Raw genomic sequence first — 20,338 nt, forward strand, 5'->3', positions numbered from 1 at the left:
CCGAATGCCTGACTCGTCAGCAAAGTACACGGCGGCATCTTCGCGCTTGGCCTGCAACACAATGGCTGGAAATGTCTCGGTTTCCCATGTATGCACCAGAGCAGCATCTTGCTGCCACGCACGATATTTCGGCTTTTGCGCACTGAATCCCAGAACTTTCATCACGCGATACATTGCACCTACGGACAGATTGATGCCAAATTTCCGTTTGATGAGATGACGAATGAGATCTAACGTCCAAAGGCCGAATTCAAAGCAAAATTGCTGGGGCGTTTTGCTGCGTACGGCATCGGCGATCCATTTCATCTGCTCATCACTCAACTTTGAAGGACGACCGGGAATTGGTTTGGCCAGCAATGCCGTTTGACCACCATTAGCGAACGCGGCCAGCCAGCGAAAAACACTTCTCTTATTGACACCAAAAGCAGCCGCCACACTGTCAATTGACTGCCCTTCGCGAACAGCTTTGACGGCTTGCTGGCGCATAACCTGTAAAGTGTGATGATCGTGAGCACGACCATCGGATTGCCGTTTGCATTTCATGCCTATATTATATATAAAAATGACTTTACTTGGTGAAAATTTAGTAAAATCTTATAACCCGCCTGATCGAGCAAACCATTGGCTTATTGTTTCAGCGCCGCAATGGCTTTTACCGATTCTTCAATTAACGCAGGCCCTCGATAAATAAAGCCGCTGTACAGTTGCACCAAAGAGGCACCTGCCTCTATTTTTTCCGCCGCGTGTGCGCCTTCGCTAATGCCACCTGCCGCAATAATCGGCAAACGCCCACGCAGCACGCTGGCCAGTTGCCTGACCATTTGCGTGCTGCGCTGGCGCAGTGGCGCACCGGACAAGCCTCCCGCCTCGGCACTTTGCGGCAGATGTTCTACGCCTTCGCGCGAGACCGTGGTATTGGTAGCAATCACCGCGTCCATGCCGCTATCGATTAACGCCTGCGCGACTTCAGCGGTATCGCTCTCGCTCATATCCGGTGCAATTTTGACGGCAATCGGCACATAACGGCGGTAACGCGCCGCCAACACGGCGCGGCGCTCGCTTAACGCGCCGAGCAAGGCTTTTAAACTGTCACCAAATTGCAAGCGGCGCAGCTGCGGGGTATTGGGCGAGCTAAGATTAACCGCCACATAACCGGCATGCAGATACACCCGATCAAGCGCTAACAGATAATCATCCGCTGCACGTTCCAAGGGTGTATCGAAGTTTTTGCCGATATTAATACCCAGTACGCCGTTAAAACGCGCCGTACGCACCCGCGCAAGCAGTGGATCAAGCCCTTGATTGTTAAAGCCCATGCGGTTAATCAGCGCGCCCGCCTCGGGCAGCCGAAACAGCCGCGGCTTGGGATTGCCCGGCTGCGCCCGCGGGGTGACGGTGCCGACTTCAATAAAACCAAAGCCCAAGCTCGCCAACCCTTCAATCGCCTCGCCGTTTTTATCAAAGCCCGCAGCAAGACCCACGGGATTGGCAAATTTCAGCCCCATCACCTGCACCGGCAGAGGCGGCAAAGAGGCAGAAACACCTAAGCGAGCACGGCTATCGAGCAGTTTTAAGGCGAGCTGATGCGCCGCCTCCGGCGGCAATTGAAACAATAACGCACGAGCCAAGCGGTACATAAGTCACAGCAGAACAAAAAAGAACGCATTATAGCCGCTGATTTTGCCAGCACGGCCAACTAACCGACTACAATCGCCCGCCAGCTGACGGAAAATGTTTATTGCCCCGTTTACGCCCATCAATCAGCAGACTAAATGAGTAGGAGTTTTCCTTTTGATCAAGAAAATCCTGATTGCCAACCGTGGAGAAATTGCGGTTCGTATCGCCAGAGCTTGCGCTGAAATGGGCGTTCGTTCGGTGGCGGTGCATTCGGAGGCTGACCGCTTCGCGCTGCATGTCAAGCGTGCCGATGAGGCGCACAGTTTGGGCGATGACCCGCTTTCCGGTTATTTAAATCCACGCAAATTGGTCAACCTTGCGGTGGAAACCGGCTGTGATGCGCTGCACCCAGGTTACGGTTTTTTGTCAGAAAACGCCGAGCTTGCACGGATTTGCGCCGCGCGTGGCATTACCTTTATCGGCCCATCGGCTGAAGTGATCGCGCGCATGGGCGATAAAACCGAAGCCCGAAAAGCCATGTTGGCAGCAGGTGTCCCTTGTACGCCGGGCAGTGCGGGCAATCTTGCCAACCTGGATGAAGCGCTGGCCGATGCCAAGCGTATCGGCTATCCGGTGATGCTTAAAGCGACCAGCGGCGGTGGTGGGCGCGGTATTCGTCGTTGTGATAACGCTGAAGAACTTAAGCACAACTTCCCGCGCGTGATTTCTGAAGCGAGCAAAGCCTTTGGTTCGGCAGAGGTGTTTTTAGAAAAGTGCATCGTCGGCCCCAAACATATCGAAGTGCAGATTTTGGCCGATCGCTTCGGCAACTGCGTGCACCTGTTTGAGCGCGATTGCTCCATTCAACGGCGCAACCAAAAACTGATTGAAATCGCCCCCAGCCCACAGCTCACCGAAGCGCAGCGGGAAAAAGTCGGCGAACTGGCGGTACGCGCAGCCAAGGCCGTCGGTTACCAGAACGCCGGAACCGTGGAGTTTTTGCTGCAAGGCGACGAGCTGTACTTTATGGAGATGAACACGCGGGTACAGGTCGAGCACACCATCAGTGAAGAAATCACCGGCATTGATATTGTCCGCGAGCAAATCCGCATTGCGTCTGGCTTGCCGCTTTCGGTTAAGCAAGAGGACATCCGCCATCGCGGCTTTGCCTTGCAGTTTCGTATCAATGCGGAAGACCCGAAAAACAACTTTTTGCCCTCGTTTGGCAAAGTCACCCGCTACTACGCACCAGGTGGGCCTGGCGTGCGTACCGATACGGCGATTTATACCGGCTACAACATTCCGCCCTATTACGATTCGATGTGCCTAAAACTCATTGTTTGGGCGCTGACCTGGGAAGAAGCGCTAAACCGCGGCTTGCGTGCACTGGATGACATGCGCCTGCAAGGCGTGCGCACTACCGCGCCCTATTATCAGGAAATTCTGCGCAACGCCGATTTTCGCAGCGGCCAGTTCGATACCCGCTTTGTGGAAAGCCATCCGGAACTGACCGAATACTCTATTAAGCGAAACCCCAATCATTTAGCCATTGCCATTGCCACCGCCATTGCCGCGCACGCCGGTTTATAAAGAGGACCATCCCTGATGAGTAAAAAAATCAGCGTTACCGATACCATTTTGCGCGACGCGCACCAGTCGCTGCTCGCCACCCGTATGCGCCTTGAAGACATGCTGCCGATTTGCCCCAAGCTCGATGCGGTCGGCTTTTGGTCGCTGGAAGTTTGGGGCGGCGCGACCTTTGACGCTTGTGTGCGCTTTTTAAAGGAAGACCCGTGGCAGCGCCTGCACCAGCTTAAAGCCGCACTGCCGAACACCCGGCTGCAAATGCTGCTGCGCGGACAAAATCTGCTCGGCTACCGCCATTACAGTGATGACGTGGTACGCGCCTTTGTCGAGCGTTCGGCAGCAGGCGGCATTGAAGTGTTTCGCATCTTTGATGCGATGAATGACGTGCGCAACCTAAAAACCTCGATTGAGGCGGTAAAAGCCAGCGGCCAGCACGCGCAAGGCACCATTTGCTATACCACAAGTCCGCTGCACAGCATCGAAACCTTTGTCGAACAGGCCAAACAAATGGCCGATATGGGCATTGATTCGATTGCCATTAAAGATATGGCCGGACTGCTTACCCCTTATCCCACCGGCGAACTGGTGGCCGCGCTCAAAGCTGCGCTACCTTTGGATGTGGTGATTCATTCGCACGATACCGCCGGTATCGCCAGCCTGTGCCAGCTTAAAGCCATTGAAAACGGCGCAGACCGTATTGATACGGCGATTTCCAGCATGGCTTGGGGCACCAGTCACCCAGGCACTGAATCGATGGTCGCCGCGCTCGCAGGCAGCCCGTTTGATACCGGCCTTAACTTGCAACTGCTGCAAGAAATCGGCCTGTATTTTTATGCCGTGCGTAAAAAATACCACCAGTTCGAGAGCGAATTTACCGGCGTGGATACCCGCGTACAGGTCAACCAAGTGCCGGGCGGGATGATTTCCAACCTCGCCAATCAGCTTAAAGAGCAAGGCGCACTTAACCGCATGGACGAAGTGCTGGCAGAAATCCCCAAGGTTCGTGCTGATTTGGGCTACCCGCCGTTGGTGACGCCCACTTCGCAGATTGTCGGCAGCCAAGCGTTTTTTAACGTACTGGCCGGCGAGCGCTACAAAACCATCACCAACGAAGTCAAACTCTACCTGCAAGGCCGCTACGGCAAAGCGCTTGGCGAAGTAAACCCTGAGCTGCGCCGCAAAGCCATTGGCAATGAAGAGGTTATCGACGTTCGCCCGGCCGATTTATTACCGCCGGAACTGGACCGATTGCGCGGGGAAATCGGCGCACTCGCCAAGAGCGAAGAAGACGTGCTCACTTACGCCATGTTCCCCGATATTGGCCGCAAATTCTTGGAAGAGCGCCAAGCAGGCACTTTGACCGCGGAAACGCTGCTGCCCATTCCAGACGGCAACCAAGCCGCCAGCACCACTGCCGAAGGCGTGCCGACCGAATTTGTGATTGACGTACACGGCGAAACCTACCGCGTGGACATTACCGGCGTAGGTCTTAAAGGTGAAGGCAAGCGGCACTTTTATCTTTCCATCGACGGCGTGCCGGAAGAGGTGGTATTTGAACCCAAAGGGCGCTTTGCCGGTGAAAGCAGCGGCCGCAAACAAGCCGAAAGCCCTGGTGATGTCGCGACCAATATGCCCGGCAATGTGGTCGATGTGCTGGTAAAAGAAGGCGATACGGTAAAAACCGGCCAAGCCGTTCTGATTACCGAAGCGATGAAAATGGAAACGGAAATCCAGGCTCCCATCGACGGTACCGTAAAAGCCCTTCACGTCAAAAAAGGCGACCGCATCAACCCCGGCGAAGTGCTGATTGAGATTGCCTAAAAGCCGCCACTTAAGCTATGTTTCCCCGCCTGATTTAAGCGGGGAACATCCCCAAGGAGCTCCAACCATGCGTCTGTTAATTGCCATCTTGCTGCCTTGGCTGGCTTTTTTCACCATTGGCCGCCCGCTGTCCGGCATTATCTGTCTGCTATTGCAACTAACCATTATCGGCTGGATACCCGCCGCCATCTGGGCGGCGGTGATGGTCAGCCAGTACTACACCGAAAAAAAAATCGAGCGTAGTCTTCTTAAACAACGCTAATCCCTTCCCTGCCAGTGAATTCCATGCGCACCACGTCCTATCTACTTGCCACCTTAAAAGAAACCCCGTCCGATGCGGTGGTTGTCAGTCACCAGTTGATGCTGCGCTCGGGCATGATTCGCCAGCTTGCTTCCGGGCTTTACACCTGGCTGCCGTTGGGGCTGCGGGTATTGCGCAAAGTTGAGCGCATTGTCCGCGAGGAGATGGATGCCGCCGGTGCGCTGGAAGTGTTAATGCCTGCCGTGCAACCGGCTGAACTTTGGCAGGAATCGGGCCGTTGGGAGGAATACGGCCCCGAGCTACTACGCTTTAAAGACCGCCATCAACGCGACTTTTGCGCAGGCCCCACGCATGAAGAAGTCATCACCCATTTAATCCGCAACGAAATCAGCAGCTACAAACAATTGCCGCTTAATCTCTACCAAATCCAAACCAAGTTCCGCGACGAAGTACGCCCGCGCTTTGGCCTGATGCGCGGGCGCGAATTTATTATGAAGGATGCTTATTCCTTCCACTTGGACCAAGCCTCGCTACAAGAAACTTACGAGCGCATGTACCAAGCCTACAGCCGCATATTTACCCGCCTTGGCCTTAAATTTCGCGCGGTTTTGGCCGATAACGGCAGCATCGGCGGCAGCGGCTCGCACGAATTCCACGTGCTCGCCGATTCCGGCGAAGACGCCATTGTCTTTAGTGACGGCTCGGACTACGCCGCCAATATGGAAAAAGCCGAAAGCCTGCCACGCGAAAGCGCCCGCGCGGCAGCGAGCGAAGCGCTGCGCTTGGTCGATACGCCCGAGGTGAAAACCATTGCCCAGCTGGTTGAAGGCTTTAACCTGCCGATTGAAAAAACCATTAAAACGCTGATCGTCCAAGGCACTGAAGCAGGCTCGCTGATTGCGCTGATCGTACGCGGCGACCATGAACTCAACGAAATCAAAGCCGCCAATCTGCCGCAAGTGGCAAGCCCGCTGGTGTTTGCCACGGAAGAGCAAATCCGCTCGGCGATCGGCGCAGGCCCCGGCTCGCTTGGGCCCTACCAACTCAGCATTCCTTGCGTGATTGACCGCAGTGTGGCACTGATCAGTGATTTTGCCGCCGGGGCAAATATCGAGGGCAAACACTGGTTTGGTCTTAACTGGGAACGTGATCTGCCGCTGCCCGAGGTCGCTGACCTGCGCAATGTGAAAGCCGGCGACCCCAGCCCGGACGGCCGCGGCACGCTGCAAATCTGCCGTGGCATTGAAGCCGGGCATATCTTTCAACTCGGCACTAAATACAGCGAGTCGATGAACTGCACGGTAATGGACGAAAACGGCAAACCGCGCGTTTTGACCACCGGCTGCTACGGTATTGGCGTATCACGCGTAGTGGCGGCGGCTATCGAACAGAGTTTTGACGAACGCGGCATTATCTGGAATGACGTGCTCGCGCCGTTCCAAATCGCATTGATCGCACTGCGTTATGAAACCGAAGCCGTGCGTGAAGCCGCCGACCGCCTGTATCAGCAATTAACCGAAGCCGGCTATGAAGTGCTGTTTGACGACCGCGACAAAAAAGTAAGCCCCGGTGTTAAATTCGCCGATATGGCGCTCATTGGCATTCCGCACCGCTTGGTGGTGAGCGATAAAGGCTTGGCGACAGGTGAAGTGGAATACCAAGAGCGCCGCAGCGGGGAAACGCAGCAAGTGTTGCTTACGCAATTACCGGGCTTTATTCAGTCGCGGGTTAAGCGACCCTAACCCGTACAACTGTTCAACGCCCCTCGCCCACTTGTGGGAGAGGGGAAAGCTTCGCTCTCTTGGCTTGCAGGAGAGCGAAAGTCACTAATACACGTCCCGCCGGTAATTGCCTTCTTCGATTAACTGCTGCACCGCATCAACGCCTAATAGTTCATTAAGAACGGTATCCACCCCAGCCGCCATGCCTTGCAGGCTGCCGCAGACGTAAATGGCCGCGCCTTTTGCCAGCCACTCTCGCAGGGTATCGGCGGCTTCCAGCAGGCGTTGCTGGACGTAGATTTTTTCCTGCTGGTCACGTGAAAAAGCCAAATCCAAGCGCTGCAAATCGCCACTTTCCAGCCAGCTTTCCAGCTCCTTGCGGCAGTAAAAATCATGCTCGCGGTTGCGCTCGCCAAACAGCAACCAGTTGCGCGGACAGTTCGCCACAATCCGCGCTTTAAGCAGCGAGCGCAGACCGGCAAGGCCGCTGCCATTGCCAATTAAGATCAGCGGGCGCTCATCGTCCGGCAGGTGGAAACCGCTGTTGCGGCGCAGCCTTGCCTGCACCCTACCGCCTTCGGCCAGATATTCGGTCAACCAACCGGAAGCGAGTCCCAGCGTGCCATCTTCGCGCTGCTCTTGACGAATGATCAGTTCCAGCACGCCATCACTGGGCAAAGAGGCAATGGAATACTCGCGGGCGGCGAGCGGCATCAGTGCATCGACCAGCGCCTGCGCGTGCAGGCCGACCAAGTGGGCAAAACTTTCCGGCAATTGCACAGCGCCAAGCGCCTCGCACAAGGGGCGGCGCTGGCCGCCTTGCAGGACGATAGCGCTGCCATCGAGTGCGTAGCGGTCAAGCCAGGCCTGCACGGTTTTTTGCGGATGACGCGCCAGCACTTGCAAAATATCGCCCGCCTGCCAACTCGCAGGTTCGCGGCTGCGTAGTCCCAACATAAAAGTGGGCAAACCTTGGCTGCCCGGATTAAGCCGTTCGCGCCGAATAAGCGTCCAGTCCTCCCACTCGGCCTGTTGCAGGGCTAGTGGCCTTGCTCCGGTTAAGTCGCTCACCTGCTGCTGCCAGCGCGAGAGCGCCGCTTGGTCGCTGCCGTCCATCTCTACCGGGTCAAACAAGCTGCTTGCACCTTGCTTGCCGAGCCACTGATGCAAACGGCGGGCAAAGCCGCAGAACTGTTCATATTGACGGTCGCCCAAGGCGAGCAGCGCATAGTTAAGGCCATCCAGCCCCAGTGGGCTGTCCAGTAATTTACGCGCAAAACCACGGGCGCTGTCCGGTGGCTCGCCGTCGCCAAAGGTGCTGACCACAAATAACGCTTTATCGGCTTCACGTAACGAATGGGCATCCAGTTGCGATAGCGGTTTGACGCGCACCGGCACATCGGCGGCTGCGAGTTGCCCGGCGGTCTGCCAGGCCAGTTGTTCGGCAAAGCCGCTTTGGCTGGCAAAACCAATCAACCAAGCGCCCGCGTCACTGCTGGCAACGCCCTTGCCGCGAGCCGTCTTGACCGCGCGTTTTTTACGCCGCCGATCAAGATAAAGCAGCCAGCCGGTGATAAAAAACAGCGGCATGGTCAGGCTTGCCAACATCACCAAAATGCGGCCCATCAGACCAAAGTATTCGCCGGTATGCAGTACGTAGATGCTGCCCAAAAGCTGCGACCTGATGCTTTTGTCCGCGTAACGCTCATGACGCAGGATTTGCCCACTCTGCGCGTCGATTTGCAGTTGATTAAAGGCGCGTGGATGCGCCGCATCGGCCAATTGGTAGGAGACTGAAAACGGCTGCCCAGGCTGTGTGCCACGCAAAAACCAACGCACCGGCGCACCGCCACTCGCCTGCTGCAAACCGCGCCAGAGTGCGTCATAGTCCACCGCTGCGGCGCTTTTTGCAGGCTTTGCACCGCGATTGGCATTGCCTTGGCCGCCTGCGCCGCGCGGCTGGGAAGTGACCGGCGCATCCGACAACAGACGCGTCAATCCGTCTCGATACCAGTCATAAGACCAATACAAACCGGTCAACGCGAGCAGCAGATAAAACAGCAATACCCAAGTACCGGCCACGGCGTGCAAATCCCAGTTAAAGCTGCGGCCCTTTTTCGCCCAATCGAAGGCAAGCCAAGCGCGAATACTTTTCGCATGACGCGGCCAGCGCAGATACAGGCCAGATAAACAAAAGAAAATCAGCGCCAGCGTGCTAAAACCGGTAATGCTCCGGCCAAGATCAAGCTGGCCGATTTCGCCCATCGCAAGCCAGCGGTGCAGTTGCAGCACAAAGCGGAAAAATCCCTGCCCGCGCGGCTCACCCAACAGCTCGCCGCTGTACGGGTCAAACCAACGACTCGCACCACGACGCTCGCCGGGGGGCGGTGCAAAAAACACTTGCGCAGCGCGGTTTTCAATGCCATCGACGGAAAAACCAGAGACCTTGTCGCCGCTGGCTTGTTCAATCCTTTGTACCATCTGCGCCGGTGTCAGCAGCGTTCTGCCCTGCGCCTTAACGACCAGTGTATCGGGATTAAGCGCCCGTAAAATCTCGCCCTGAAACGAATACAGCGCCCCGCTGATGCCCATGATGGACAGCACCAAGCCCGCACTGATGCCAAAAAACCAGTGCAACTGAAACAGAATTTTCTTAAACACCAAAGAGATACCTTGCCAGCACGAAGGAGCAGGTGAACACCCACCCTAGAAGCGGTCGGCATTTTAAGGGGATTTTTCAAAAAATCAAATAGGATTTATTATCATAAAAGAACGTGCGCGATTCGCTTCTGTGATTATATTTTATTTACATTCAGCCACTGCATTAGGCTCTGCTCCCATTTCAAACAAATGGCGCTTGCAGTAGTTCCTGTACGCTTAGCATTAAATCTTGCGTGCCAGCAAGGTGGCAAAACGCAGAGCAATAGGCTTGCCTTGTTGGTCTGTTTTATGCAAATGACCGACATCTTCGTTATAGGTTAAAAGCTGCCAGCCTTGATAATAATCACGCAATTCGCCCGCACGGAAAGTAAAGGGAAAAGGTACGCGGCAGGGATAATCTTCAGTATCCATTGCCGCGACTATTAGATTATGCCCGCCGCTTATCGTAGCCTGCTGCATATTGACAATTAACGGAGCAATGGTGGTTCGCTGCAAAAACATCATCACCACAGTGGATAAAATAAAATCGTACTGCTCGTTGATGCTTTGATTTTGATTTAAATCAACCTGGCGAAGGATTAAACTATCCAGCCCTTCCTGCTCTTTAATCTGCAAAGTGCTTTGCAGGCTTTGTGCATTGCTATCGATAGCTTGCACTTGAAAACCTTTCAAGGCCAGATACAACGAATTACGCCCGCTACCACAGCCAATATCCAGCGCTTTTCCCAAAGGCACATGCGCCATTGCCGCAATCACTTCCGAATGAGTGCGGGTTAGGCCGTATTTTTTACTAAAGTAATCCTCTGCCGTGCATAAAAAACTCAGTTGGCACTCAATATCGTCACTTGTTTCAACAATCAGGTGCCAGCGCTGTGGCTCAATTAAAGGCGGTTGCTGATTAGCATTAAACAGTCGTATTGCTTGAATATTGCCGAGCTCATCACAAAGTGCAAATTTTAACCAACCCTGCTTGATGCCAAGCTGCGCCCAAGTGCCCGCTTGTGTGTTATGCGGTTTTTTAAAGCCTTCTGGAATAGTATGCGCGTACCAATGCGGTAAATTTTTATAGGCGAACAGCTTGTTATTAAGCATAAACTTCTCCTTAAGTGATTTTATTCAATCCAGCAATAACCGGTTCGGGCATCAATTTATGCAGGCAGTCATAATGAGCAAAACGGCAAGTGCGCTTAAAACAAGGGCTGCACGCTAAATCAAGACGCACAATCTGCACCTGTTCGGCCAAGGGCGGAGTAAATTGTGGCGAGGTAGAACCATAAACGGCAATTAGCGGCCGATTTAATGCCGCCGCTACGTGCATTAAACCCGAATCATTGGAAACCACCGCAGATGCACAACTTAATAAATCAATCGCCTGTGCCAAAGTGGTACTCCCGGCGAGATTAACGGCAAATTCGCGCAAGTTTTCTGGCAATTGCTCGCAGATAGTATCGCCGCCCGGCCGGTCGCTGGCTGAACCAAAAATCCATACCTGCCAGCCTTCACGTATTTTTGCCTCGGCAACTTTGGCGTAATGCGCAGCAGGCCAGCGCTTGGCCTCGCCAAATTCCGCACCCGGACAAAGTGCGAGTATCGGGCGGTGGCTATTGAGTGAAAAATCATTTAATGCGGCCTTACGATGAGCTTCGTTAATTTGCAAGCGAGGCTTTGGATAAGGCTTGGTTAAAGCCGTATCGGGCGGATAAGCCAATGCCATAAAACGCTCAATCATTAACGGATAGCGCTGTTTATCGAGCTTGCGCCAATCATTTAACAGGCCATAACGCAGTTCACCCAACCAGCCTGTGCGCTTTTTTATTCCGGCAAAAAACGGCACCAAAGCGGATTTAAGCGAGTTGGGCAAAACAATCGCTTGGTCATACTCGCCTTTTAGCGATTTGCCAATCTGCCGCCTTTGCCTTAGCGCAAATTGCCCATGTCCCAGCGGAAAGCTCAACGCCTTGCGTACCTGTGGCATGCGTTCCAGTAGCGCAAAGCTCCACTGCGGTGCCAGTACATCAATAGTGCAACTTGGATATTGCTGGCGCAGAGCGGTAAACAAACACTGCGCCATCACCATATCGCCTACCCAACTGGGGCCGATAATCAGGATATTCATCGAAAACTCATCGGTGTTTTAACGCTTTAAATACGGCTCCATGTTCACTTAAAACTTGGGCTTGTAACCTAATTATCCCGCGTTAATAACGCGCCGATTTCCTCTGCCGCTTTTAATAAAGGCTCGGCCAGTTCGTTTTCTGTGCGCTGTTTAATGCGTTGGCCGGGGCCGGTGACGGCGACGGTGCCGATCATTCGTCCGGCCGGATTACGCACGGCGACGGCCAAGGCGTAGTGACTTTCTTCCAGTTCATCATCGACCACCGCGTAGCCTTGCTCACGCACCTGTTGCAGGGCGGCGAGCAGGGCGCGGCGCGAGGTGAGGGTAAAGCGGGTGAGTTTGGGCAGGGTTTCCGGCAGCAGTTGCTTTACGCGGCTGTCGGGCAATTCGGCCAGCACCAATTTGCCCATTGCGCTGGCGTGCAGTGGGAAGTCGCGCCCGACATAAGCAAAGCCGTGTGAGAAGTTAAACAGGCGCGATTCGGGCAGCTCTTCGGTAATCAAATCCAGCGCCGTTTCCCCGTACAGCACGCCGTAGCCAATGGCTTCGTGCATTTTGTTGGCCAATGCTTTGAGCAGCGGGCCAATGCGGTTGACCAGGCCGCTATTGGGGTCGGCGAGACGCCCTAAATGCACGACCTTCCAGCCCAGACGGTATTTGGTGCCGAGGCGTTCGACAAAACTGGTTTGCTCCAGCGACAACAGCAGCCGAAACGCGGTCGGGCGCGAAAGCCCGGTATGCCGCGCCAGTTCGGTCACGCTCGCACCTTGCGGATGGTTGCCCAGCTCATAGAGCAAGGCCGCCGCTTTGATAATGGATTTATTGGCTAAATCGGCACTTTCGCCGGATTTTTCCGGTTTTTCACTGCTTTCTTCCAACAATTGGGCATCGCTCACGAGATAATTTCCTGCCTGCCTGCCATTTGGTGTGTCTGTTCGCATTGCACTAATAATGTTCAAAAAAGCATTACTTTACCTTAAGTTATGCGAAAGGCCTCGTTTTTCAAGGCGTGGATGTCAAGTACCGCCAGCCTTGCCAGCAAAATACAGCCCGATGTACACTCATTATGTACATCATTCATCAAGGCCAGCCACCATGCTAACCACCCGTGCCTTCAAAAACGGGAACTCCCAGGCCGTGCGCATTCCCGCAGCCATTGCCTACCCCGACATGGACACGGAACTTGAGATCGAGCGTATCGGCGATGAACTACGTCTTCGCCCCGTGAGGCGCGACTTGGGCGATGTGCTGTCCATCTTCGCCAGCTTTTCGGAGGATTTCATGCAGGAAGGGCGAGGCAGCCAGGAGCAGTCGCCAAGGAAGGCACTGTGATGCCCCGCTACATGCTGGATACCAACATGTGCATTTACCTGCTCAAGCACCAGCCGGAGAGCGTCGCCAGAAAATTTGCGCAATGCCGCGTCGGCGAGATCATTATGTCAGCCATCACCTTTGCGGAACTGGATTATGGCGTGGCCGCCTGCGCCAATCCTGAGCGCGAAGCCAATCTGCTTGCTGCCTTGACCCGCCGCATCAAAGTGGCTCCTTTCGAGCAAAACTCTGCCAGAGCCTATGGCGCAGTCCGTCTGGCCACACGGGAGAGAAAATCCGACCATCTGGACAAGCTGATCGCGGCACACGCGATTTCCCTGAATGTTGTTCTGGCCACGAACAATATCCGTGATTTTTCAGCCTATTCCGGCCTTGTGCTGGAAAACTGGACTGAAAACGTGCATTGAGGCCCATGAAGTGAATTGCCCTATTCGGCTAAGCAATAGCAAACTTCTCTTTTCGCGTCTTTAATCGGCCTCGGCCAGTCTTGAGCCGGAAAAAGCCATAACCGGCTGATTTAACAGTAATTTATTAAAATTTAAGAATTTTCCCGTCAAAGTGCAATAACGCTTGACAAGTCAAAACATTGGCTTATGATTGCTCTTAAATTGAACGCATAGTCCATATTTAGAACAACGGGAGGCGGACAGCGTGGCTAAACAAATCCGTATCGAGCACGTATTTAAGGTGTTCGGTGGTGACCCCAAGCGTGCATTGGAGTTGGTCAAACAGGGGCTTTCCAAGCAGGAAATCCTCGAACGCAGCGGCCAATCCATCGGCGTATTCGATGCGCACTTTACCATTGAAGCCGGTGAAACCTTTGTCGTCATGGGCTTGTCCGGTTCCGGCAAATCCACCTTGGTGCGCATGCTTAATCGGCTGATTGAGCCGACCAGCGGGCAGATTGTGGTCGATGGGCAGGACATCGGCAGCCTTAATCCAAAAGCGCTGCGCCAGTTGCGGCGCAAAGATATTTCCATGGTGTTTCAGTCCTTTGCGCTGATGCCGCATATGAATGTGCTGGATAACACCGCCTTTGGGCTGGAACTGGACGGGGTAGACAAACCAACCCGACAAAAACAGGCGCAGGCCGCGCTCGAACAAGTGGGTCTGGCCGCTTGGGGCGCCAGTTACCCGGATGAACTGTCCGGCGGCATGCAGCAGCGCGTTGGTTTGGCGCGGGCGCTGGCATCCAATCCCTCGATTTTGCTGATGGATGAGGCGTTTTCTGCGCTCGATCCGATTATCCGCAGCGAGATGCAGTCCGAACTGCTGCGTCTGCAAAAAATCCAGCGGCGCACCATCGTGTTTATTTCGCACGATTTGGACGAAGCCACGCGCATCGGCGATCGCATCGCCATTATGAAAGATGGCCAAGTGGTGCAAGTCGGCACGCCGGATGAGATTTTGCGCAGCCCGGCCAATGATTATGTGAAGAGCTTTATCCACGGCGTGGACGCGGCGCTGGTATTTAAGGCCGGCGATTTGGCGCGTAAAAAGCGCATGACCTTTGTTTCCGAACAGGGCGAGCACTGCGGCTGCCATGCGGTGCTGCATCTTTTGGAACAAGCCGACCGCGACTACGCCTATATCGTCGCTGCGGATGGGCGCTTTTTGGGCGTAGTCACGCCGGATTCACTGCGCACAACGCTCAAAGACGGCGGCCAGGTTATCGGCATCAAACAGGCGTTTTTAAATGTGCCGCCGGTAACAGCCGATACACCCGTCACCGAACTGTTCGAGCCGGTGGTCGCCTCGCCCTGCCCGCTGCCGGTGATTGGCGAAAACGGCGAATTTGTCGGCGCGATTAGCCGCAACCGCTTACTGCGTTTTCTCGATAAAGACACCCCACCGCTGGCGGCCAATCCCAAAGAAATTGAACCCATTTTGTTGGATTAAACCGCCGGCTTATAACTAAACCACCCCACTTCAGCGTACAAATACAAGGGAGGAACGCTGATGAATGAGACCCAAAACCCCAATGCGGAAAGTGACCCGTGGGGCATGAACGCCGCGCCCGCGCCGAACCAAACCAGCCAAGACCCATGGGGCATGACTGAGGGCAGCAGCAGTGAAGCCGCGCAAAACTGGCTCTCTAGCGGCGGCGATAGCGCCAGTGATGCCGCCGCCAGTTTGCCTTTTCCTGAACTGGTGCAACTGGCGATTAACGACGGTTTGGGCTGGGTAGTAACCCATTTTCGCCCGCTCTTTCAAGCCATCCGCACGCCGATTGACAGCACGCTCAGCGGTATTACCGATTTGCTGCTCGCCCTGCCGTGGCCGCTGATGATTGCCGTTATCGCCCTTTTCGCCTGGCAATTTGCCGGGCGCTTAATGGCGGTGATGGCCGTGTTTTCCCTCGGCATGCTCTATCTGCTGGGGATTTGGCCGGAGACCATGATTACCTTGGCGCTGGTCTTTACTTCACTGGTGTTTTGCTTGATTTTGGGCTTGCCGCTGGGGATTTTGCTCGCCGCCAGCGACCGCGCACAAAGCCTCACCCGCCCGCTGCTCGATGCCATGCAGACCACACCGGCCTTTGTCTATCTGGTGCCGGTGGTGATGCTGTTTGGCACTGGTAATGTTCCCGGGGTGATTGTCACCATTATTTTTGCCCTACCGCCCTTGGTGCGCTTAACCAATCTGGGCATTCGTCAGGTTCGGCCGGATTTGATTGAAGCCTCCCTCGCCTATGGCGCCTCGCCCTGGCAATTGCTGCACAAAGTGCAACTGCCGCTGGCCTTGCCGTCGATTATGGCCGGGGTCAATCAAGCGCTGATGCTCTCGCTTTCAATGGTGGTGATTGCCTCGATGATTTCCGTGGCCGGATTGGGGCAAATGGTGCTGCGCGGCATTGGCAGGCTGGATATGGGTCTGGCGGCCGTGGGCGGATTAGGCATTGTCATGCTCGCCATTGTGCTCGACCGCATTACCCAATCGATGGGACAACCGGCGCGCAGCGGCAAACACTGGTATCACCTCGAACCACTGGGCTGGCTGGTTCGCCTTATTCGCCCAATTTCATCCCCGCATAACAAACTCAATGGAGAAAGCCTCGCATGAAACCTTGCACCCTATTTACCCGCGCCCTACTGGCTTTTAGTTTAATCATCGGCATAAACGCTTTCGCCAACGACCGTCCCGGCCAAGGTGTAAAAATCCAAATGATTAAAACCAATGAAGCCGGTGAATTATTTCAAACCCGCTTGGTGATGAAAGCCCTTGAACAATTAGGTTATGACGTACTGCCGCATCAGGAAATGTCGCATCCGTTAATGTATGTATCCCTTGCCAATGGCGATGCCGATATATTCGCCACTCATTGGGAACCCTTGCATTCGGACTATTACAAAAACGGCGGCGGCGATAGCAAATACTTTAAACGCGGCCAATATTCCACCGCGGCACAGGGTTATTTAATCGACAAAAAAACCGCTGAAGCACACGGCATTAGCAATATCGCCCAACTCAAAGACCCCGAGCTTGCCAAATTATTTGATACCGACGGCGACGGCAAAGCCGATTTAATCGGCTGCGACCCGGGCTGGGGCTGCGAAGCGATTATTGAACACCAATTAGATGCTTATGGCTTACGCAATAACATAAGCCACCGCCAAGGCAGCTACGCGGTACTGATTGCCGACGTGATCACCCGCTTTAAAGCCGGCCAACCGGTGCTTTATTACACCTGGATACCGCTGTGGCCGTCCTCCATTATGAAACCCGGCCAAGACGTGGTCTGGCTGGAAGTGCCCTTCTCCGCCCTGCCTGGCGGCCGCGCGGGAGAAGATACCACCCTGGCCAACGGCAAAAACTACGGCTTTAGCATGAATACCCAACATATCGTCGTATCGCGCCCCTTCGCCGAAGCGCATCCGGATGTCGCCAAACTCGCCGAAGTGATGCAACTGCCGGTCGCCGACATCACCGCGCAAAACGCCCTGATGGCCGAAGGCCAAAACACCGCCGCCGATGTCGAACGCCACACCAACGCCTGGATACGTGCACATCAAGCAACATTTGATGGCTGGCTGGAGCAGGCCAGAGCGGCGGTTAAATAAATAATACAAACAAGGCTTGATAACCCATCAAGCCTTGTTTGGTTTTACCAGTCCTTTGTTGGTTTATCTTGGCAGCACTTCACTGGACTTGGAGCTAATAGTCAGGTTTTCTTGCAGGCTTAAGACTTAAACTCAGGGCAAGGCTTCCAGCGGTACCGGGTAGACGTGCTCTCGTGGGTCGCTGCCGGGGGCGAGGGAGACCCAGCGGTCGGTATCGGCGTTGTAGCGTTGGTAGTAGCGTAGTTTAGTGGTTAGCCTGCGGATAAATTTTTCCTGTTCCAGTCCGGCCATGCCTTTCCAGGTATCTTCATCAAGGTTTAATACTTCGCTTAAATAGGGCAAGCCTTCAAGGTATTCGGCCATTAAACCCATTTGCTTTAATTTAAGGTTTTTATCTTGCAGTTGGTTGGGGTCTTTGCCCATTGTGGCAGCAACTTGGCGCAGCCGATCAAACATATCAGAAGGAGAAATCAACCCGTCGTTAGCGGCCTCTGCAATTTGTTTGACGACTTCGGCCAAATCACTGAGTTGGCTTTTAGTTAATAGTACACGAACATCGGTAGTGGGTTTTTCCTGATGAGTAAAATCACGGTCGCTAATCCAGGCTTTAAAAACGGGCGGTGCTTTGGCACTATTTTTTTCGCCCAACCAGGCAAGGCGCATGGCGTGCCCTAAAAGCTCGGTTTCTTTATCCAGCGCAGCTAGGTTTTCTTTGCCGTAGTTTTTATCGGCCGTTAATGCGCTGCCTGCGGCCATATCGCCACGATAAGCAGCTTTTACTTGGCCGGTAATGGCAGAAGACAGGCGGTCGAGCATATTACCAAATTCACCGATATCTCCGGCATTGACCGGATAATACAGTGGTTTATTAAGAAAGTTGTTATGGGTTAAGTTCTGGTACTGTGCTTCGGCGCTTTGATGATTTTTTGCGCCGCTGGGTGTTTTAAGGTGCAGTGCGTAAATGGCAACACCGCGATATTGCGCTTCAAGGCGCACTTGTTCGGCATTAAGACCGGTTGAGGATAAAGAATTATCACCGTCAATCGCACCAGCATCGGTAATTAGCACAATATAACGCGCACCAAATTGGTTCCAGGGTATATTGTCCAGCGCTTGCATTACACCGGCGTAACTGTCTTCGTCAAATGACGGGCTGGATACACGGGCTTGTTGCAAGTTGGCGGCTTTGGTGCGTTCAATAAAGTCTTTACCGTCTTTTACCTCGGCGGGATTAACAATCATTTTGCTGACGTATTCCAAGCCGGGGGCGGCTTTTATATTGGAGCGAAAAGCGACCAGTCCAAATTTAACCTGGTTTTGCAGCTTTTCTTTTTCTACCGTTTGATAGATACGCCTGACCGCTTCACGGGTACGCTCGATATAGGGCTTCATGGAAATGGTGGTATCAATGACAAAAACCACCGCTGCATTAAAACCTTTAAGGGTTTGTGCTTCACTTTCTTTGTTCGCGGGCTTTGCTTTATTTTCACTGGCGCTAACTGAGGCGACATTTAACAGGCGCACGCGAAAACCCTGTTCGGTAAATATTTCTTCAGCGTCCAGCACAGGTAGCAGGTAGAAGTTTTTTGCCATATCCACCGCGTAATCCGGCTCGCGCGCAAGTACAGCGGGGTCGCGCCCATTGTTTTTCATATTGGCGAGTATCGGCGCAAGTTGTTTTTTGGGGTCTTCTTGCTCCAATAACTGCATGGGTGTGGCTTTGTCTTTAAAAAACAGCAGCGGGTCGCGTCCGGCCGGGTTGGTTAATGCCAGTGTCATTTGCATTTTCCATTCGACGGTGCAGGCCGCATTCAGCCAGCCCGCGGTTTTTCCGTAGCTGTCTGCACCGACTTTCAGCCATTCGTCTGCCCCTTGTTTTTGTCTTTGGTAGACGTAAAAGCGGCTAAATGCAGGCTGTGCTTTACCACCGCTAGAGGCGGGTTTATCCAAAAGACGGCAAGTCGGCGTAGTAAGAACACGCTGGTAGAGCGTTTGTTTGCCTTGTTGCAGCAGCGGTTTTTCTTGGGCGAGCGTTATAAAGGGGAGCAGGCTGAGCAGTAGGGCAAGAAAGAGGTTTTTTTTCCTTGCCTCTCCTATCCGGCAAGCGGGCGAGGGGAATAAACGGCTTTCTTTCGCAAGCGGGCGAGGGGAAGTATTCATTTTTTTAGCGCCTCCAAGCGTTCGCGGGCGACGGATTGGCTGGGGTCGCGCTCCAGCGCGAGTTCGTACCAGTAGCTGGCGGTTTCTGCGTCGGCGCTTTCGATGCAACCGCCGGCTTTAAAGTTAGCCGGGTCGTATTCGCGGGCGTAGGCGAGCGCAATAACGGCATCGCCGGATTGCGCTTTGTGGGCGTACAGCCGCTGCACCAGATTGCAGCGTTTGTTTTCTTTGGCGGCGCTAATCAGTGCAAGGACTTCGTCACTGCTGGGGCTGGTTTTTAGGCAGCTTTGGATCAGTGCCAAGTCATCCGGGTTTTCAGCTAAAACGGGTGCACTGCATGCGCCTGCTTCGCCGCCCGCTTTAATATCGGCAGGACTTTGCATAAAGCGCGGTATCAGCCACCAGGCCAGGCCCGCGACAAGAATGGCAAACAGCAACAACAGCAGCCAGCGTAGCCAGCGCGATTGAGTCCGCTTTGCGGGTTCAGCGGGGGCATCAGGCCGATGCTGTTCCTCTTCCTTATTTTTTTGCTGTTTCTCTTGTTCTTCTTGTTTCTCCTCTTGTTCTGCCCTTTGCGCTTCCTTTTGTTCTTTCTCTTGCTCTTCCTTTTGTCGCTGCTCCTGCTTGCTTTTTTCTCGTCTTGTCTTGTCGATTGCAGTGCTGGACAACAGGCTATCGTCAATGCTCAGTACGCCTTGATCGCTACCGTCTGCATTTTGCAGATAGAGCAGATAGGTCATCGTTCTATCTTTGAGTAACGGATCTACCAGGCAAGCGCCCACTTGGGCCAATAATTTGCCGTCTTCTTCACGAACATCCGCCAGTGAATTCCAGTATTTGCTGGCACCCCACTTCCCTGCACCATCCAAATAGCCGTCGTTTTGATTGTTACGTACGGCAAATTCCAAGGCAGAGGCACCTTGCTTCCAGCCTTGTATCAGCAGTTCGCCTTGGCCGGGGGTGCCTTCGCGGGTGGGGCGCAGTTCAATTTTTAGCATGC

General features: G+C 54.1%; 17 protein-coding genes. 9 read left to right on the forward strand and 8 right to left on the reverse strand.

The features are described 5' to 3' along the window. Positions 1–543: IS630 family transposase (locus AXE65_RS07375; protein ID WP_153015418.1), on the reverse strand; the 543-nt coding region annotated here is incomplete at its 3' end. 83 nt (positions 544–626) lie between these two features. Next, positions 627–1,637, reverse strand: a complete 1,011-nt coding sequence (locus AXE65_RS07380) for a quinone-dependent dihydroorotate dehydrogenase (RefSeq protein ID WP_068390232.1) — start codon at positions 1,635–1,637, stop codon at positions 627–629. Between the two features lie 154 nt (positions 1,638–1,791). Here AXE65_RS07380 and AXE65_RS07385 point away from each other — a divergent pair, with 154 nt between their 5' ends. The 4 genes from AXE65_RS07385 to AXE65_RS07400 all read left to right on the forward strand — a co-directional run bounded on the left by AXE65_RS07385 (position 1,792) and on the right by AXE65_RS07400 (position 7,029). Further along, positions 1,792–3,207, forward strand: coding sequence for an acetyl-CoA carboxylase biotin carboxylase subunit (locus tag AXE65_RS07385; RefSeq protein ID WP_068390238.1), 1,416 nt, complete (start codon positions 1,792–1,794; stop codon positions 3,205–3,207). A 15-nt stretch (positions 3,208–3,222) separates the two neighbouring features. Beyond that, positions 3,223–5,025: a sodium-extruding oxaloacetate decarboxylase subunit alpha gene (oadA, locus tag AXE65_RS07390; protein ID WP_068390241.1), complete on the forward strand. Its 1,803-nt coding sequence runs from the start codon at positions 3,223–3,225 to the stop codon at positions 5,023–5,025. A 67-nt stretch (positions 5,026–5,092) separates the two neighbouring features. After that, on the forward strand, positions 5,093–5,287 hold the full coding sequence (locus AXE65_RS07395) for a YqaE/Pmp3 family membrane protein (protein ID WP_068390243.1): 195 nt from the start codon (positions 5,093–5,095) through the stop codon (positions 5,285–5,287). A 23-nt stretch (positions 5,288–5,310) separates the two neighbouring features. Beyond that, positions 5,311–7,029 carry a proline--tRNA ligase gene (locus AXE65_RS07400; RefSeq protein ID WP_068390246.1) on the forward strand — a complete coding sequence of 573 codons (1,719 nt, stop codon included), beginning with the start codon at positions 5,311–5,313 and terminating at the stop codon, positions 7,027–7,029. A gap of 84 nt (positions 7,030–7,113) precedes the next feature. Here the strand turns inward: AXE65_RS07400 and AXE65_RS07405 are convergent, their stop codons facing one another. The 4 genes from AXE65_RS07405 to AXE65_RS07420 form a co-directional block, all read right to left on the reverse strand. Next, positions 7,114–9,669 carry a PepSY domain-containing protein gene (locus tag AXE65_RS07405; RefSeq protein ID WP_068390389.1) on the reverse strand — a complete coding sequence of 852 codons (2,556 nt, stop codon included), beginning with the start codon at positions 9,667–9,669 and terminating at the stop codon, positions 7,114–7,116. Positions 9,670–9,891: 222 nt separating this feature from the next. Continuing rightward, positions 9,892–10,761, reverse strand: a complete 870-nt coding sequence (tehB, locus tag AXE65_RS07410; RefSeq protein ID WP_068390248.1) for an SAM-dependent methyltransferase TehB — start codon at positions 10,759–10,761, stop codon at positions 9,892–9,894. Positions 10,762–10,771: 10 nt separating this feature from the next. After that, the gene (waaF, locus tag AXE65_RS07415; protein ID WP_068390251.1) at positions 10,772–11,785 is read right to left on the reverse strand and encodes a lipopolysaccharide heptosyltransferase II; all 1,014 of its coding nucleotides are present in this window, start codon (positions 11,783–11,785) and stop codon (positions 10,772–10,774) included. Between the two features lie 68 nt (positions 11,786–11,853). Next, a complete protein-coding gene (locus AXE65_RS07420) occupies positions 11,854–12,681 on the reverse strand; it encodes an IclR family transcriptional regulator (protein ID WP_204376537.1) in 828 nt (275 codons plus the stop codon). Between the two features lie 199 nt (positions 12,682–12,880). On the opposite strand from AXE65_RS07420, the gene vapB reads away from it, so the two are divergent. The 5 genes from vapB (at position 12,881) to proX (ending at position 17,178) form a co-directional block, all read left to right on the forward strand. After that, positions 12,881–13,117, forward strand: coding sequence for a type II toxin-antitoxin system VapB family antitoxin (gene vapB, locus AXE65_RS07425; protein WP_068390258.1), 237 nt, complete (start codon positions 12,881–12,883; stop codon positions 13,115–13,117). Continuing rightward, positions 13,117–13,524 carry a type II toxin-antitoxin system VapC family toxin gene (locus AXE65_RS07430; RefSeq protein ID WP_068390261.1) on the forward strand — a complete coding sequence of 136 codons (408 nt, stop codon included), beginning with the start codon at positions 13,117–13,119 and terminating at the stop codon, positions 13,522–13,524. Before vapB ends, AXE65_RS07430 begins: the two co-directional genes overlap by 1 nt. A 244-nt stretch (positions 13,525–13,768) precedes the next feature. Next, positions 13,769–15,016, forward strand: a complete 1,248-nt coding sequence (gene proV / locus AXE65_RS07435) for a glycine betaine/L-proline ABC transporter ATP-binding protein ProV (protein WP_068390264.1) — start codon at positions 13,769–13,771, stop codon at positions 15,014–15,016. 60 nt (positions 15,017–15,076) lie between these two features. Beyond that, entirely contained in the window at positions 15,077–16,180 is a 1,104-nt protein-coding gene (gene proW, locus AXE65_RS07440) for a glycine betaine/L-proline ABC transporter permease ProW (protein ID WP_068390267.1), read from the forward strand. After that, a complete protein-coding gene (gene proX, locus AXE65_RS07445) occupies positions 16,177–17,178 on the forward strand; it encodes a glycine betaine/L-proline ABC transporter substrate-binding protein ProX (RefSeq protein ID WP_068390270.1) in 1,002 nt (333 codons plus the stop codon). Before proW ends, proX begins: the two co-directional genes overlap by 4 nt. A gap of 132 nt (positions 17,179–17,310) precedes the next feature. Here proX and AXE65_RS07450 read toward each other — a convergent pair whose 3' ends face one another. Further along, positions 17,311–19,338, reverse strand: coding sequence for a vWA domain-containing protein (locus tag AXE65_RS07450; protein ID WP_239685047.1), 2,028 nt, complete (start codon positions 19,336–19,338; stop codon positions 17,311–17,313). Next, positions 19,335–20,336 carry a hypothetical protein gene (locus AXE65_RS13875; protein ID WP_068390273.1) on the reverse strand — a complete coding sequence of 334 codons (1,002 nt, stop codon included), beginning with the start codon at positions 20,334–20,336 and terminating at the stop codon, positions 19,335–19,337. The genes AXE65_RS07450 and AXE65_RS13875 overlap by 4 nt, the downstream gene beginning before the upstream one ends. Positions 20,337–20,338 lie beyond the last annotated feature (2 nt).

It is taken from the genome of Ventosimonas gracilis (assembly GCF_001580025.1).
GTDB classification, from domain to species: Bacteria; Pseudomonadota; Gammaproteobacteria; order Pseudomonadales; family Pseudomonadaceae; genus Ventosimonas; species Ventosimonas gracilis.

Excerpts from the sequence above, each read along its gene's own strand:
- AXE65_RS07380 (WP_068390232.1), bottom strand. The coding sequence starts at position 1,637 with ATGTACCGCTTGGCTCGTGCGTTATTGTTTCAATTGCCGCCGGAGGCG.
- oadA (WP_068390241.1), top strand. The coding sequence starts at position 3,223 with ATGAGTAAAAAAATCAGCGTTACCGATACCATTTTGCGCGACGCGCAC.
- AXE65_RS07395 (WP_068390243.1), top strand. The coding sequence starts at position 5,093 with ATGCGTCTGTTAATTGCCATCTTGCTGCCTTGGCTGGCTTTTTTCACC.
- AXE65_RS07400 (WP_068390246.1), top strand. The coding sequence starts at position 5,311 with ATGCGCACCACGTCCTATCTACTTGCCACCTTAAAAGAAACCCCGTCC.
- tehB (WP_068390248.1), bottom strand. The coding sequence starts at position 10,761 with ATGCTTAATAACAAGCTGTTCGCCTATAAAAATTTACCGCATTGGTAC.
- waaF (WP_068390251.1), bottom strand. The coding sequence starts at position 11,785 with ATGAATATCCTGATTATCGGCCCCAGTTGGGTAGGCGATATGGTGATG.
- vapB (WP_068390258.1), top strand. The coding sequence starts at position 12,881 with ATGCTAACCACCCGTGCCTTCAAAAACGGGAACTCCCAGGCCGTGCGC.
- AXE65_RS07430 (WP_068390261.1), top strand. The coding sequence starts at position 13,117 with ATGCCCCGCTACATGCTGGATACCAACATGTGCATTTACCTGCTCAAG.
- proW (WP_068390267.1), top strand. The coding sequence starts at position 15,077 with ATGAATGAGACCCAAAACCCCAATGCGGAAAGTGACCCGTGGGGCATG.
- proX (WP_068390270.1), top strand. The coding sequence starts at position 16,177 with ATGAAACCTTGCACCCTATTTACCCGCGCCCTACTGGCTTTTAGTTTA.
- AXE65_RS07450 (WP_239685047.1), bottom strand. The coding sequence starts at position 19,338 with ATGAATACTTCCCCTCGCCCGCTTGCGAAAGAAAGCCGTTTATTCCCC.
- AXE65_RS13875 (WP_068390273.1), bottom strand. The coding sequence starts at position 20,336 with ATGCTAAAAATTGAACTGCGCCCCACCCGCGAAGGCACCCCCGGCCAA.